Genomic DNA, 14298 nt, shown 5'->3' on the forward strand with positions numbered 1-14298 from the left:
CCCCTCGACCCCAGAGTCCCCCGCTGGGCCGCGGACGACCTGTACGGCCCGCGTCCGCCCATGGGGGACTGTCCCAGGAGAGGACAGGGGTGCCCGATTCCGGGACAGTCCCGGCCCTCGGCGCCAACCTCCCGGAGTTCATGGAGTTGGGTGGCTCTTTGTCACGGCGCTTTACATCCGGTGAAAACCGGAGTGGAGCCTTGACGCACCGGGTCGACCCTGGGGTTTCAGTCATTCCGAGGGGTTGATGCTTGGCACGGCGGCTGCTCATACGGAGAGCGTGACCGTCTCCTCACGGTCACACACAAGCGGTGGACGGCCCTTCGCCCAGAGGGGTCGCCCGCCGCTGTTTTTTTTGATTCAGGCCGCGTGGGTGCCGTGCCCGTGGCGCTTGAGCAGCCGGGTGCGCGCCGTCTCCACCAGTGTGTAGAGCACGGGGATGAAGATGAGGTTGACGAAGGTGGACAGCAGCATGCCGCCGAACACCGCGGTACCCAGCGACTTGCGCGAGGCGGCGCCCGCCCCCGAGGCCAGCACCAGCGGCACCACGCCCAGCAGGAAGGCGAAGGACGTCATGAGGATGGGCCGCAGCCGCGTGTCCGCCGCCTGGATGGCGGCTTCCACCACGCCCAGGCCCCGCTGACGCAGCTGCTCGGCGAACTCGACGATGAGCACGGCGTTCTTGCTGGACAGGCCCACCAGCATCACCAGGCCCACCTGGCAGAAGACGTCGTTGGCCAGCCCGCGCAGGTTCTGGAACGCCAGTGCGCCCAGGATGGCCACCGGCACGGCCAACATGATGACGAAGGGCAGGGCGAAGCTCTCGTACTGCGCCGACAGCACCAGGAAGACGAAGACGATGCCCAGGCCGAAGATGAGCAGCACCTTGCCCGAGGCCTGCTTCTGCTCCAGGGACAGGCCCGTCCACTCGAAGGTGAAGCCGGCGGGCAGACCCTGGCGCGCCACGGCCTCCATGGCCTCCAGCGCCTGACCGGTGCTGGTGCCGGGCGCGCCCTGGCCGTTGATGTTGGCCGAGCGGAACAGGTTGTAGTGCTGGATGTTCTGCGCGGTGGTGACGGGCTTCACCGTGACGAGGCTCTCCAACGGCACCATGTCTCCCTGCTCCGAGCGCACATAGAAGGAGGAGATGTCCCGGGGCTCGTTGCGGAAGGGCGTGGCCGCCTGCACGTAGACGCGGTAGACGCGGTTGGCGAAGGTGAAGTCATTGACGTACTGGCTGCCCATGAAGACCTGGAGCGTGGAGTAGAGCGACTCCAGCGACACGCCGAGCGCCTTGGCCTTCTCCCGGTCCACCGACACGTTGAGCAGCGGGGTGCTCGCCGTATAGGAGGAGAAGACGCTGCGCAGCTCCGGGGACTGGTTGGCCCGCGCCGAGAGCTGTTGCGTGGCCGCCGCCAGCTCGTCCAGGGTGTGGTTGCCCTGCTGGTCCTCCAGGACGAACTCGAAGCCGCCCACGCTGCCCACGCCGCGGATGGTGGGGGGCTGGAAGGCCAGCACCCGCGCTCCGGGGATGCCCGCCAGTGGCCCGCGCAGCCGGTTCACCAACCCCGCCACGCCCTGCTCCTCCTCCTCTCGCTCCTCCCACGGGGTGAGGTTGACGAAGAGGACGCCGTAGTTGGGGCCGGAGCCCAGCAGGGAGAAGCCGCCCACGGTGAAGATGTCCGCCACCTCCTTCTGCTGGCGCAGCACCTCCTCCGTCTGGAGGAGCACCTGCCGCGTGTAGTCCAGCGACGTGCCCTCCGGGCCCTGGATGGCGACGATGAGGTAGCCCTGGTCCTCCTCGGGGATGAATCCGGTGGGCGTGACGCGGTAGAGCAGCCCGGTGATGCCCAGCAGCACCACGAAGACACCCAGCACCACCCAGCGCCCGGTGGGCGCCAGCAGCCGGCCGAGGAAGCGCGAGTAGCCGCGCCGGAAGGCGTCCAGGCTCTGGTCCACCCAGCGGAAGACGCGCCACTTCTGACCCTCGTGGGGGCGCAGCAGCCGGGCGCACAGCGCGGGGGACAGCGTGAGGGCCACCAGGGCCGACAGCCCGATGGAGAAGGCGAGGGTGAGCGCGAACTGGCGGTAGATGGCGCCCGTGGTGCCCGGGAAGAAGGACACCGGGACGAACACCGCGGACAGCACCAGCGCCGTGGCCACCACCGCGCCCGCCACCTGCTTCATGCTCCGGTGCGTCGCCTCGCGCGCGGACAGGTTGTCCTCCGCCATGAGGCGCTCGACGTTCTCGATGACGACGATGGCGTCGTCCACCACCAGGCCCGTGGCCAGCGTCAGGCCGAACAGCGTCAGCGTGTTGAGGGAGAAGCCGAAGGCGCTGACGAAGGCGAAGGTGCCCACCAGCGACACCGGCAGCGTCGTGGCCACCACGAGGATGCTGCGCCAGCCGTGCAGGAAGATGAAGACCACGAAGATGACCAGCGCGATGGCCTCCACCAGCGTGCGCAGCACCTCGCTGATGGACTCCTGCACCGCCGCCGTGGTGTCGAAGGCCCGCTCGTAGACGAGCCCCGGCGGGAAGTTGCCCTCGAGCCGCTCCAGCTCGGCGATGACGCCCTCGCGCACCTCCAGGGCGTTGGAGCCGGGGAGCTGGAAGATGCCCAGGCCCACCGCGTCGCGGCCGTTGAAGCGCAGCAGTTGGCCGTAGTTCTCCGCCCCCAGCTCCACCCGGCCCACGTCCTTCATCCGCACCAGCGAGCCATCCTCGCCGCGCTGCACCACGATGTTCCCGAACTGCTCCGGCGTGGAGAGCTGGCCGAGCACCTGCACGGTGATTTGATACGTCTGCCCCTGGGGCGCGGGCGGCTGCCCCACCTGCCCCGCGGCCACCTGCACGTTCTGCTCGCGCAGCGCGCCCACCACGTCCTGCGCCGTGAGGCCCCGGCTCGCCAGCTTCGTGGGGTCCAACCACAGCCGCATGGCGAAGCGGCGCTCGCCGAAGATGCGCACGTCGCCCACGTCCTTCACGCGCAGCAGCGCGTCCCGGATGGAGACGTCCGCGTAGTTGCTGAGGAAGCCCGAGTCGTAACGCCCTTCCTTGTCATACAGCCCGAAGGACATGAGGAGCTGCGACTGCGTCTTGTTGATGGTGATGCCCAGGGCGTTCACCTCGGCGGGCAGTCGCGCCGAGGCGGTGGCCACCCGGTTCTGCACGTCCACCGCGGCGATGGCCAGGTCACGCTCCGGCTCGAAGGTGACGGTGATGGTGCTGGTGCCGTTGTTGCTGCTGGTGGAGGAGATGTAGCGCATGCCCTCCAGGCCGTTGAGCTGGCGCTCCAACACCGTCGTCACCGCGCTCTCCACCACCTCGGCGGAGGCCCCGATGTACGTGCTCGTCACCGTCACCTGCGGCGCGGCGAGGTTGGGGTATTGCTCCACCGGCAGGCTGGGGATGGAGATGGCCCCCACCAACGTGATGAAGATGGAGAGGACGCTGGCGAAGATGGGTCGGCGGATGAAGAAGTCCGAGAGCATGTCACCTGCCCCCGTCCGGGCCGGGGCCCGTTCCCGCGTCCCCGGCGCCGCCCACGCCCGGGCCCTCGCCTGGCAGCTGCCGCACCGGCTTGGGCTGGATGGGCTGACCATCCCGCAGCGCCTGGAGCGAGCCGACCACCACCTGCGTCCCCGCCTCCAGGCCCTCGAGCAGCTCGTAGTAGTTGCCCTCGAGCTCCCCGAGCTTCACCGGCCGGCGCTGAGCCACGGGTGTACCGCCATCCCCCGGCTCCACCACCATGGCGAAGAACTGGCTGCTCTGCTGCGTCACCGCGAACGCGGGCAGCCGCGGCGACTCGCGCGTCTCGTACACCACCCGGGTGTGCACCACCTGGCCGGCGCGCAGACCCACCGTGTTCTCGAAGCCGGCCTTCACCTCCACCAACTGCGTGCGCGGGTCCGGCGTGGGCGCCACGAAGAAGGCGGGCGCGCTCACCAACGGCTGGCCCTCGTCGTCCAGCACCTCCACCCGCGTGCGCCCCGGCTCCACCTGCGCGGCGCGCTCCGGCGGCACCGCCACGGACACCTCCAGCGCGCGGCTCTGATCCACGCTCGTCAGCACCGTCTGCGGGGTGACGTAGTCGCCCTTCTTCACGGGGATGTCGCCCACCACGCCGGCGAAGGGCGCCGTCACCCGGTAGTAGCCGAGCTCCACCCGCTGCGCCTGGAGCTGGGCCTCCGCCGAGCTCGCGCTGGCCTCCGCTGTCTGTGCCTGGGCCACCGCCTGCTCGTATTCCTGGCGGCTCATGAGGCCCTCCTTCAGGAGCTGCTCGGCGCGCCGACGGGTGCTCTGGGCGAAGCGCCGCTGGGCCCGGGCCGAGTTGCGCTGGGCCTGGGCACTCCGCACGCCCGCGCGCTCGCGCCTCGGGTCCACTTCCAGCAGCACCTGGCCCGCCTTCACCTGCTGGCCGGGCCGCGCCGCGATGCGCTGGATGTAGCCGGCCACCTGCGGATGGAGGGTGATGCTGCGGCGGGAGCTGAGCGTCCCCAGGTACTCCCCGGCGTCGCGCACGGGCCCCGGTCGCAGCTCCATCACCTCCACCGTCATCGGCTGTCCGGCACCGGGTCCTCCCGGCCCTCCCGCGCCCTGTCGAGGGCCCTCCTTCCCACCCGAGTGGCACCCGGCCAGCGCCAGGATCGCCACCCATGCTCCCCACACCGCCGGCCGTACCAGTCGCATGCCGCAGAGTGGGGTTTACCCCTGGCGGGGGCCTCGCCCTGGAGGGCAGGTCCGAGACTTCAGGACATTGTGGGTGCTCGGAAGCGGGCAGTCCCGCCCGCTTCTGTCCGTCAGCTCAGATCCGAGGCGGACCTGGGCGGTGGGGTCCGGGGCGGCAGGGGCCGGCCGGTGCAGTCGGTACCCGGATCGGGCACGCGGGTGGAGCGGGGCAGGTACTCCCAGTGCCACGGCTCCGAGGACACCGTGCGCCGGAAGCCATGGCGACACGCATGCATCTCGAGCCAGCGATAGATGGAGGACTCCTCGTGTCCCACGATCAGATCCACCGCGGTGCCGCGCTGGTGGTTGGAGCGACCGGGACGCGCCGCCCGGGGGCCCAGCCCCTTGCGGTAGCGTTGGTACAGCAGGCGCTGCTCGCGCGCGGTGCGGTAGCCGCTGACCACCCACAGCCCGATGCCGTCCGTCCTGGCCGCGGTGGACATCCGCTGGTAGGCCTTCGCGGCGTCACGACGCAGGGACTCGCCCCCCGGGATGGGGACGAAACGCTTCGAGCCCGCTCCCTGGGAGAGACCAGGGGCGAGCAGACACATGAGAGCCAGCAAGAGGCTCCAGCGGAGCGGCGGGAACGGCATGGGCGGTTCCTGTCCAGAGGGGCAGGGGAGAGTGCTCTCACATTTATTCCCGCATTGTCAGCAGGCGGCCGAGCAGGCGCTCCGAGGTCCGTTGGCCTAAAGTGGCCGGGCTCCCATGACGACCGCCCTCCGCCCCGTTCCTTCAAGCCCCGAGCCGACGACTCCCGTCCCGGCTTCCCTTCCGACTTCGCTGCCGGCCGCGCGCCTGATGGCCCACGCCGCCGCGTGGCTCACCTTGCTGGGTCTGCTCACCGGCGGTTACGTCTCCGCCGCCATGACGGGCAAGGTGCCCGTGGAGCCGCGGATCGCGCTCGCCTCGCACCTCAACGCGCTGATGGGGGCCTTCCTGCTCCTCGGCGTGGCCTGGACGCTGCCGATGCTGCGCTACGGCCCTCGGGGCCAGCAGCGGCTGGCGTGGGCCTTCATCCTCGCCAACTTCGCCAACTGGGGCGTGACGGCCGTGAAGGCGTGGCTGCGCGTCTCCGGCGTGGATGCCACGGGCGAGCCCGTGAACGACGCCGTGTTCGGCGTGCTCACACTCACCGTCGTCCTGCCCGCGCTCGGCGCGGCGGCGGCGTGGGTGTACGGCTTCCGCCGCTCGGAGTGAAGGTGACCCCACGCGCGGAGTCCTGCCCCGCGGGCCGATGGGCGCGGTAGTATGCGGCACCTTCCCCCCAGGAGATTCGCGCATGACCGAGAGTGGCCGCCCCAACCTGTTGACGCCCGAGCTGAAGGCCAATCCCTACCCGTTGTACGCGGAATTGCGCCGCAACTCGCCCGTCTGTCAGGTGGATCCGGGAGGGCTGTGGGCGGTGACGCGCTACGACGACGCGATGTTCGTCTTCAAGAACCCGCAGCTCTTCTCCTCGCAGGGGTTCCGGATCGCCACGAACCCGCCGTGGCTCGTCGGCGGCAACCCGTTCTCCGAGTCGATGCTCACCATGGACCCGCCCAGGCACGGGCGGCTGCGGACGCTCGTCACCCGGGCCTTCGTCGGCCCGGCGGTGACGCGGATGGAGTCGCGCATCCGCACCTTCGCCGAGGAGGTGGTGTCCGCGCTGCCCCTGGAGCAGCCCCTCGACATCATCCCGAACTTCGCCCTGCGCGTGCCGGCCCACATCATCGGTGAGCTGCTGGGGTTGGATCCCTCGCTGCACCTGAAGCTCAAGTACTGGGCGGACCAGCTCACCAGCGTCACCGCCATCCGCCCCGAGGACACCGTGCGGCAGGAGGAGGTGCGCCAGGCCATCGCGGACCTGAAGCGCTACTTCGGCGAGGTGGTGGAGGCCCGGCGCCAGGAGGCCCGGGACGACCTGGTGAGTGAACTCGTTCGGGCCCGGGTGGAGGGCGAGGCCCTCACGCATGACGAGCTGATGGCCTTCCTCTTCCTGCTGTTGGTGGGCGGGCTGGAGACGACGGTGCACCTGCTGGGCTTCTCCGTGAAGATCCTCATGGAGCGCCCGGAGCTCCTGGCGCGGCTGCACGCGGACCGCTCGCTGATGTCGCGCTTCGTCGAGGAGGTGGGCCGCTACGAGACGCCCGCGCACGGCGTCATGCGGGTGACCACCGACGAGGTGGAGCTGGGCGGCGTGCGCCTGCCCAAGGGCTCACGCGTGGTCGTCATCATGGGCTCGGTGGGCCGGGACGAGACGCACTTTCCGGACGGAGACCGCTTCGACATCGACCGCCCCGTTCCGCAGAACATCCCCTTCGGCTATGGCGCCCACTTCTGCCTGGGGGCGCAGCTGGCGCGGCTGGAGGTGCGGCTGGCCCTCAACGCGCTGCTCGACCACTGCGTGCGCATCTCTCCCGTGCCGGAACCGGTGCGGTGGCACCGCTCCATGGTGGTGCGGGGGCCCTCGTCGGTCCACGTCGTGCTGCACGGGACGTGAGCGGCGCGGGCCTCAGTCCAGCGCGGCACTCACCTCGGAGCGGGTGAGGCGCAGGGTGTCCAGACGGCGGCGGCGGGCATCGGCGATGGCCAGATGCCAGCCGGCCGCGAACAGCCCCACCGCGAGGCACGCGCCCCACAGGGCCCTGGGACCGTGATGGCCCAGCACCCACGCGCCCAGCGTGGGGGCGAGGCAGGCGGACAGGGCCCACAGCATGTAATAGGCGCCCTGGTAGGTGCCGCGCTGATCGGCGGGCGCCAGGTCCGCCACCACCGCCGCGCCCACCGGCGCCTGGGCCACCTCGCCCAGCGTCCACACCGCCACCGCGAGCGCGGCCAGTCCCGGGTTCGCGCCGAGCACGTGCAGGCCAAAGCCGAGCCCCGTCAGCGCCGAGGCCCACGCCAGCGCCGAGGCGCGCCGCATGCCACCCAGGGCGCGGCCGGCGAAGGGCTGGAGCAGCACCACGAGGACGCCGTTGAGGCCCAGCACCGTCCCGAACGTCGTCGTGGACATGCCGTTCGACGTCAGGTCCATGGGCAGCGTCACGCTGCTCTGGGCGAAGATGAGCGAGGTGAGGACGATGGGCAGCGCGAAGGAGAGGAACACCGCGTCCCCGAAGGGCGCCAGCGAGGGCGGCCGGCGCGACTCCTCCCGTGGCTCCGGGGACCGGGCGGGGCGCGTCTCCGGCACCTTCCACCAGACGAGCACGCCATAGAGGAAGGTGGTGCAGGCGTCCGCCACGAAGAGCACCTGGTAGCCGAAGCGCGAGGCGAGCCCCGCCAGCGGCAGGGCGATGGAGAAGCCCACGTTCACCACCCAGTACAGCAGGCCGTAGGCGCGCGGACGGTCCTCGGGGCGCACCACGTCGGCCACGGCCGCCGACACCGCCGGGCGGTAGAGCTCGCCCAGCAGTCCGAGCAGGAAGGCGGACAGGGAGATGTGCCAGGTGGCGCGAGCGAAGCCCAGGGACAGCATCGCCGCCGAGCCCAGCCACAGGCCCGCCACCAGCGTCGTCCGGCGGCCCACGCGGTCCGCCATCGTCCCGCCCACCAGCCCCGCCAGCACGCCGCCCGCCCCGTGCAGCGACACCACCAGCCCGGCTTCCTCCACCCGGAAGCCGCGCTCGCGCGTGAGGTACAGCGCCAGGAAGGGCACCACGAACGAGCCCAGCCGGTTCACCAGCGTGCCCGTCCACAGGTACCAGTACGTGCTCGGCAGTCCGCCCGCCGTCGCCCGGAGCTCCGCGCCCAATCGCCCCAACAGGTGCTTCATGTCGGGGCGAAGCTTGCGCGAAGCCGCCCGTGGACGCCAGGGGGCGACATCTGGCTGGCGGTCCACCCGGATTTGCAGCACAAGGCGCGTGTGAGCGCCACCCTCCACGTCCTCGCCGAGCGCATCCGCCGTCCCGCCCCCCGTGCTTCCGGGAGGAGGGGCGCGTGAGTCACCTCATCGCCCTGCTGGTCGTCAGTCTCGTGCTGGGTCTCCTGGCCCGGCGCTGCGGGCGCTTCCCGGAGCAGACGGCCCTGGTGCTCAACGCCTTCATCCTCAACGTGGCGGTGCCCGCGCTGGTGCTGCGCGTGGTGCACAAGGTGTCGCTCGCCCCCGAGCTGCTCGCCGCCGCCGCCACGCCCTGGCTCGTCTTCGGCGGCTCGTGGCTGTTCTTCCGCACGGTGGGCCCGCGGCTGGGCTTCGCGCCCGACACCGTATCGGCGCTCGTGCTCACCAGCGGGTTGAGCAACACCGCCTTCGTGGGCCTGCCCCTCCTCGAGGGGTTGATGGGCCCCAAGGCGCTGGAGGTGGCGGTGGTGGTGGATCAGCTGGGCTCGTTCCTCGCGCTGGCCACGGTGGCCACGCTCTTCGCCGCGCGCGCCGCCGCGAAGGACACCCGGCCCGGGGTGCTGCTGAGGAAGGTGCTGGGCTTTCCGCCCTTCCTCGCCCTGGTGGCCGCGCTCCTCGCGCGCCCGTGGGAGTGGCCCGGCTGGCTGGACGGGGTGCTCGGCCGGCTGGGAGAGCTGCTCACCCCGCTGGCGCTCTTCTCCGTGGGCTACCAGTTGCGACTGTCGGGTATGAAGGGCCGGGTGCGCGCGCTCGCGCTGGGACTCGGCTACAAGCTCGTGCTGGCGCCCGTGATGGTGGCGCTCGTGCTGCTGGTGCTGCCCGGCATCGGCCGCCTCACCTTCGAGGTGTCCGTGCTCCAGGCCGCCATGGCGCCCATGGTCACCGGCGCCATCCTCGCCGCGGACCATGGCTTGGATCCGGAGCTCTCGGCGCTGCTGGTGGGCCTGGGCATTCCGCTCTCGTTCGCCACGGTGCCGTGTGCCCTGTGGCTGATGCGGTGAGGGGGCCTAGGCGAAGGCCTGCGCGGCGTAGGCGATCTCCAAGCCGTCCTTGCGCATGCGCAGCCGCGTGCGAGACAGCCAGTGGCAGTGGGAGCAGTAGCTGTGGGCGCCGCCACCCGGCGTGCTGCGGATGGACACCGCGCCGCCGCACAGCATGCAACCCTCGGGAAGGGTGAAGTCGGCGATGGGCTCGCCGGAGGTGTTCTCAGGAGCGATGGTCATGCCTCTACGTAACGCAGCATTCGGTGCCCACAAGGCGATGAGGCGCGATTGTCACGCCTACCTGGTGGGCAGGCGGGCGGACCTGTAGGGCTTCCTGTCCCCGAGGCCCCTGTCCACGGGTGCACACCGCAACCCGGCGAGCGCAGGGGGCCGGGTTGGCACGGCACTTTCAAGAGAAGAGGGCGTGCCTGTGGTCGGGGTGTTCCAGAGGGGGGGGCGGGTAGGCATGGAGATTGCGCGAGTCGCGCTTCGAAGACATCGGAAGGGCTGGGGGGTGGAGGTGACGCTGAAGGAGGGCGGGGTGCGCCGCTACCGCTATGGGAGCGAGGCGCAGGCGCGCTACTTCGCGGCGGTGTTCGAGCTGGGGCCCCGGTGGCTGCCGCCGAGCACGGGCCGGCGGGGTGGCCGGGGAGGCGCGAGGGCCGAGGTCTCCTCCGTCGGGCAGGCAGCGGGCGGGCCCGCGTAGGCGGCGAGGGGCCGGGCATCCCCCGGCCCCCAGTGGGGGTTCCGGAGAGGTCGCGCACCTGCTAGGAGTCACGAGCCATGAGCAACTACACGCCTCGGTCCAACCGCGAGCCCATCACCCATGAGACTGACCCCGCCGGTCGTTGGTCCCAGAAGTTCCCGGACATGATCGGCTACAAGACCCAGGGCGGCGGCAAGGTGCCCGCCGACTTCGGGTGGAACACCAACCCCAAGCAGTGGCAGGAGGAGATGACGCCCGCCACGCTCGCGGAGGAGTTCCGCCGCCTGGTGGTTCCGCGCAACTCCGTGGCCGCGCCCGCCGCGCTGCCCGAGGGCGCGAAGACCGAGTCCAAGTAGTCCCCGCTTCACCTCGGAAGGACGGCGCGCGGCTCCCACCCCGCGCGCCGAGGAGCGTTCGTCCCCTCCTCTGGCGTACAGTGTCGCCGGGGAGAGTCGATGAACATCCGTTTGAACCGTCGGATCACCATGTTCCTCGCCGCGGTGCTCGTCTCGGGCGTCGTGGGGTGGGTGACCTCTGATGTGTGCGTATCCGCCTGGGCCTTCCAGGGCGTGAAGGTGCCTCGCTGCCCGGACGGGCGCTTCCGCCAGACGCTGAGCCTGCGCGTCGATGGGCTTGCTCGGGAGTCCACCGGCTCCGTCTACGTCTCGGCCGAGGCCCATGGCGTCACGAAGCGGGATTGGGAGCGGTTGCTCGCCCCGGTGCGGCGCGTGGAGGCCTCGCTCTTCCTCGTGGACGCCCAGGGCAAGGAGTCCCCGCTCTCCCCCGAGAACCGCTGGGAGCAGCTGGACTACGACTTCTCGCTGTACGCCCAGGTGAAGCTGCCCGCGCTGCCGGACGGGGATTACAAGCTGCGCGCCCGCGTCACCTCGCCGCTCGGTACCGACACCGTGGAGGCCCCGCTCGCCCTCTACGCCCCCGCCCGCGTCCACGTCCTCACCGATCGGCCCCTCTACGAGCCCGGCCATCAGGTGCGCTTCCGCGCCGTGGTGCTGCGCGCCAGGGACCTCGCGCCCATCGACGGCCGTCCGGGAACGTGGTTCGTCACCGACCCCACGGGCGAGGTGGTGCTGGAGCAGCGCTCTCCGGCGGGAGCGTGGGGCGTGGTGTCCGGGGACTTCCCGCTCGACCGGGGCGCGCCCAACGGCCGGTGGACGGTGCGCTGGACGAGTGGCACGGACACCGCCGAGGCCTCCTTCCAGGTGAAGCCCTTCACCCTGCCGCGCTTCCGGGTGGAGGCCCGCGGCACCCGGCCCTTCTGGCGCGCGGGTGACGCTCCCGTCATCGAGGGCCGCGTCGTCTACAGCTCGGGGGCGCCGGTGGCGGACGCGGCCGTGACGGTGTCCTGGGACGCCTCGGGCCAGTGGCCCCCGCCCTCCGCGTGGCTCGACGAGGAGGCCAAGGACGGGCTGCCCCGGAAGGCCCGCACGGATGCCGCCGGGCGCTTCCGCCTCACCCTGCCGCGCGTGCCTTATGACCTGCGCGGCCAGGTCACCCTCTCCGCCTCGCTGTCCGCCACCGACCCCGCGGGCGACCTCGTGCAGGGCGGCGCCTCGGTGCTGCTCGCCGAGGACGCGCTCTCGGTGTCGACGGTGACGGAGCTGGCCGACGGCCTGGTGGAGGGCTACAGCAACCGCGTCTACCTGCGCGCCACCACCGCCGACGGTCAGCTGCTGCCCGGCGCGGAGCTCACCGTGAAGCGCGCGTGGGACCCGCGTGACGAGGGCGTGCGCGCGGTGACGGACGAGGACGGCGTGGCCTCCTTCCAGCTCGACCCGGGTCCGCCCGTCAACGTCGTCATTCCCCCCATGCCGGTGCGCCCCGAGCCCGCTCCGCCTCCGGTGCAACTGGCCTCGGTGACGGAGCTCCTCTCGGGCCGGAACGAGACGAGGCTCGAGGACCAGCTCGCCCTGGAGCGCTGGCTGGAGTCCCTCCACCCCTGCGCGCGCTTCGTGTCGACGACGGAGGGCTCCTCCCGGACGATGCTGGGGGTGCGGGTGTCCGCCAGCGGCGCGGTGGTGGATGTGGTGTCGGATGGTCTGCCCCTGGGCAACTGCCTCACCTCGGTTGTCCGCGCGCGCTCGCTGCCGCCCGGCCGCGAGCGCCTGCTGTCGCTCTCCCTTCAGGTGTCCGAGCCGGGCCTGCCCTCGCTCTCCTTCGAGACGCGGGATGCCACCGGAGCGCCCGAGGGACTCGAGGAGGCACTGCGCTTCGCGGCGCTGGATGCACGGGAGTGCCTGCCCCGGACGCTGTCGGTGTCCGCCGCGCTGCCGTCCGCGCTCACCGTGCGCACGCGCGAGGGCCAGCGCGAGGTGGAGGTGGGCTGGGCGTCCCTGCCCGCCGAGGAGGGCATGCTGTCCTCGGCCCCCCTGTCCTGCATCCAGTCCCGCTTCGCGCGGCTGGTGCTGGACGTGAAGCCGGGCAACACCTTGAGCGCGGTGCGCTTCACCGCCGAGCCCGCGGGCGGCGACTCGGAGGAGGGCAGGCCTCAGGAGACGACGCTGCTCGGCTACGAGCTGAAGGTGAGCGCGAAGGCGGGCAAGGAGGACCTGGGCTCGACGAAGCTGGTGCTGCGCCCGACGCAACTGCCCCCGACGCGCCTGCGGGCCACGCCGGTGCTGGCGCGCGCGGGCGAGGAGGTGCGCCTGGAATTGCTGCGCGGCCCGGGCTTCGGCGGCGAGCTGCCCGGCAAGCTCTACCTCCAGGCGGGGGAGGAGCGGCTGGAGGCGGAGGTGGAGAAGCCAGTCCCGGTGGCGCGCTTCCGCCTGCCCGCGGGCTTCGAGGGTTGGGCCGAGGCCAGCTGGGAGGGCGCGGTGGCGCGGGTGTACGTGGCGCCGCGCGCGCAGCTCGCGCTGGAGGTGGAGCCGGACAAGCGGGCCTACGCGCCCGGTGAGCTGGCCCATCTCCAGGTGCGTACGCGCGTGGACGGCGAGGAGGGCCCGGCGGCGGTGGGCCTCTTCGGCGTGGACGAGAGCCTGTCGCAGCTCGCGAGCCTCCAGGGGGCGGACGCGCTCGACGGCCTGCGCCCGGTGCCCACGGTGGCCTCGCCGGCCTTCGGCGTGCTGGACGGGACGGCGCTCGCCATGGGGCGCATCCGCGGTGCCAACGCGGCCGCGGCCACCCTGCTGCGCGTGTCGGGCGTGCCCCCGCGCCAGGGCGGGGAGCCTCCGGTGTCGCTGACGGTACAGGCCCCCTTCGACCCGGAGGTGGAGCTGACCGAGCCCTTCTACCGGGTGCTCTCGGAGCTGACGGTGCAGGTGCGCGGCTGGGAGCAGGCGGCCCCCGAGGGCGAGACGCTGTCGCCCGCCGGCATGGCGAGGTTGTGGGAGCAGGCCCTCGCGGCCTGTGAGAAGCGCGGCGAGGCGGTGACGGACGCCTTTGGTCGCAGGCTGAAGCTGTCGCGGCTGCCTCCGGAACTGCTCTCCCTCACCGACCCGCGGGCGGTGGTGGTGAGCGGAACGCGGCTGCCCGAGGACGTCGAGAACTGGGGCGCGTGGGTCGCCCGGGAGTCGCCATGAAGCGCTACATCGTGGTGGGTGGGCTGTGCGTCGTGGCGGGCTTCACGCTGAGCACGTGCCTGGGCAACAACCTGCGCAGGCTGACCGGCGCGTCCGCCGATGCGCTGGCCGGCTCGGCCGAGCCGCCGCTCATGCGGAAGAACCTCCGGAACTTCGGCGCGAACGAGGAGGGGATGGCGTTCTCGGAGGCGCCAGCGGCCCCCAGGCCCCAGAAGAGGCGGGAGATCCAGAGCATCGGCGGGGGCTCCGCCGGGCCCAGGGGGGGGGTGATGGCGGAGGCGGCGGTCATGGACGGAATGTCCCCGTCCGCGCCTCCCGGGGAAGCGCCGGCCACGCCGGGGCGGGCCTGGTTCCCCGAGACGTTCCTCTTCGAGCCGCTGGTGGTGACGGATGCGTCCGGCCTCGCCTCGGTGCCGGTGAAGGTGCCGGACCGGCTGACGCAGTGGCGGGTGCTGGCGCTGGCGCACTCGCGCTCGGGGGCGCAGGCGGGCGCGGTGGCGCGCTTCGCCGGCACGCTG

General features: G+C 71.9%; 12 protein-coding genes. 7 read left to right on the top strand and 5 right to left on the bottom strand.

Features of this window, described 5'->3' with window-relative positions:
* Positions 1-360: 360 nt before the first annotated feature.
* The 3 genes from VF794_RS03705 to VF794_RS03715 all read right to left on the bottom strand — a co-directional run bounded on the left by VF794_RS03705 (position 361) and on the right by VF794_RS03715 (position 5325).
* The gene (locus tag VF794_RS03705; protein WP_331107765.1) at positions 361-3495 is read right to left on the bottom strand and encodes a multidrug efflux RND transporter permease subunit; all 3135 of its coding nucleotides are present in this window, start codon (positions 3493-3495) and stop codon (positions 361-363) included.
* Between the two features lies 1 nt (position 3496).
* Positions 3497-4693 carry an efflux RND transporter periplasmic adaptor subunit gene (locus VF794_RS03710; protein WP_414640869.1) on the bottom strand — a complete coding sequence of 399 codons (1197 nt, stop codon included), beginning with the start codon at positions 4691-4693 and terminating at the stop codon, positions 3497-3499.
* A 110-nt stretch (positions 4694-4803) separates the two neighbouring features.
* The gene (locus tag VF794_RS03715) at positions 4804-5325 is read right to left on the bottom strand and encodes a M15 family metallopeptidase (protein ID WP_331107769.1); all 522 of its coding nucleotides are present in this window, start codon (positions 5323-5325) and stop codon (positions 4804-4806) included.
* A 115-nt stretch (positions 5326-5440) separates the two neighbouring features.
* Here VF794_RS03715 and VF794_RS03720 point away from each other — a divergent pair, with 115 nt between their 5' ends.
* Together VF794_RS03720 and VF794_RS03725 are read left to right on the top strand one after the other, a co-directional pair.
* Entirely contained in the window at positions 5441-5932 is a 492-nt protein-coding gene (locus tag VF794_RS03720) for a hypothetical protein (RefSeq protein ID WP_331107771.1), read from the top strand.
* Between the two features lie 82 nt (positions 5933-6014).
* Complete coding sequence (locus tag VF794_RS03725) at positions 6015-7217, top strand: cytochrome P450 (RefSeq protein WP_331107773.1); 1203 nt, start codon at positions 6015-6017, stop codon at positions 7215-7217.
* 12 nt (positions 7218-7229) lie between these two features.
* Here VF794_RS03725 and VF794_RS03730 read toward each other — a convergent pair whose 3' ends face one another.
* Positions 7230-8489, bottom strand: coding sequence for an MFS transporter (locus VF794_RS03730; RefSeq protein ID WP_331107775.1), 1260 nt, complete (start codon positions 8487-8489; stop codon positions 7230-7232).
* A gap of 164 nt (positions 8490-8653) precedes the next feature.
* Between VF794_RS03730 and VF794_RS03735 the strand changes: the two genes are divergently transcribed.
* Positions 8654-9556 carry an AEC family transporter gene (locus VF794_RS03735; protein WP_331107777.1) on the top strand — a complete coding sequence of 301 codons (903 nt, stop codon included), beginning with the start codon at positions 8654-8656 and terminating at the stop codon, positions 9554-9556.
* 6 nt (positions 9557-9562) lie between these two features.
* Here VF794_RS03735 and VF794_RS03740 read toward each other — a convergent pair whose 3' ends face one another.
* A complete protein-coding gene (locus VF794_RS03740; protein WP_331107779.1) occupies positions 9563-9778 on the bottom strand; it encodes a hypothetical protein in 216 nt (71 codons plus the stop codon).
* A gap of 280 nt (positions 9779-10058) precedes the next feature.
* On the opposite strand from VF794_RS03740, the gene VF794_RS03745 reads away from it, so the two are divergent.
* The 4 genes from VF794_RS03745 to VF794_RS03760 all read left to right on the top strand — a co-directional run.
* On the top strand, positions 10059-10244 hold the full coding sequence (locus tag VF794_RS03745) for a hypothetical protein (protein ID WP_331107781.1): 186 nt from the start codon (positions 10059-10061) through the stop codon (positions 10242-10244).
* A gap of 77 nt (positions 10245-10321) precedes the next feature.
* Complete coding sequence (locus tag VF794_RS03750) at positions 10322-10600, top strand: hypothetical protein (protein ID WP_331107782.1); 279 nt, start codon at positions 10322-10324, stop codon at positions 10598-10600.
* A gap of 99 nt (positions 10601-10699) precedes the next feature.
* Positions 10700-13780: an MG2 domain-containing protein gene (locus tag VF794_RS03755; RefSeq protein ID WP_331107783.1), complete on the top strand. Its 3081-nt coding sequence runs from the start codon at positions 10700-10702 to the stop codon at positions 13778-13780.
* Positions 13777-14298: alpha-2-macroglobulin family protein (locus tag VF794_RS03760; RefSeq protein ID WP_331107785.1), on the top strand; the 522-nt coding region annotated here is incomplete at its 3' end. The genes VF794_RS03755 and VF794_RS03760, both read left to right, overlap by 4 nt.

Source organism: Archangium sp. (assembly GCF_036389735.1).
Lineage (GTDB): Bacteria > Myxococcota > Myxococcia > Myxococcales > Myxococcaceae > Archangium.

Coding starts and splice junctions, on each gene's coding strand:
- VF794_RS03720 (WP_331107771.1), top strand. CDS start 5,441: ATGACGACCGCCCTCCGCCCCGTTCCTTCAAGCCCCGAGCCGACGACT.
- VF794_RS03715 (WP_331107769.1), bottom strand. CDS start 5,325: ATGCCGTTCCCGCCGCTCCGCTGGAGCCTCTTGCTGGCTCTCATGTGT.
- VF794_RS03730 (WP_331107775.1), bottom strand. CDS start 8,489: ATGAAGCACCTGTTGGGGCGATTGGGCGCGGAGCTCCGGGCGACGGCG.
- VF794_RS03740 (WP_331107779.1), bottom strand. CDS start 9,778: ATGACCATCGCTCCTGAGAACACCTCCGGCGAGCCCATCGCCGACTTC.
- VF794_RS03755 (WP_331107783.1), top strand. CDS start 10,700: ATGAACATCCGTTTGAACCGTCGGATCACCATGTTCCTCGCCGCGGTG.
- VF794_RS03705 (WP_331107765.1), bottom strand. CDS start 3,495: ATGCTCTCGGACTTCTTCATCCGCCGACCCATCTTCGCCAGCGTCCTC.
- VF794_RS03750 (WP_331107782.1), top strand. CDS start 10,322: ATGAGCAACTACACGCCTCGGTCCAACCGCGAGCCCATCACCCATGAG.
- VF794_RS03725 (WP_331107773.1), top strand. CDS start 6,015: ATGACCGAGAGTGGCCGCCCCAACCTGTTGACGCCCGAGCTGAAGGCC.
- VF794_RS03710 (WP_414640869.1), bottom strand. CDS start 4,693: ATGCGACTGGTACGGCCGGCGGTGTGGGGAGCATGGGTGGCGATCCTG.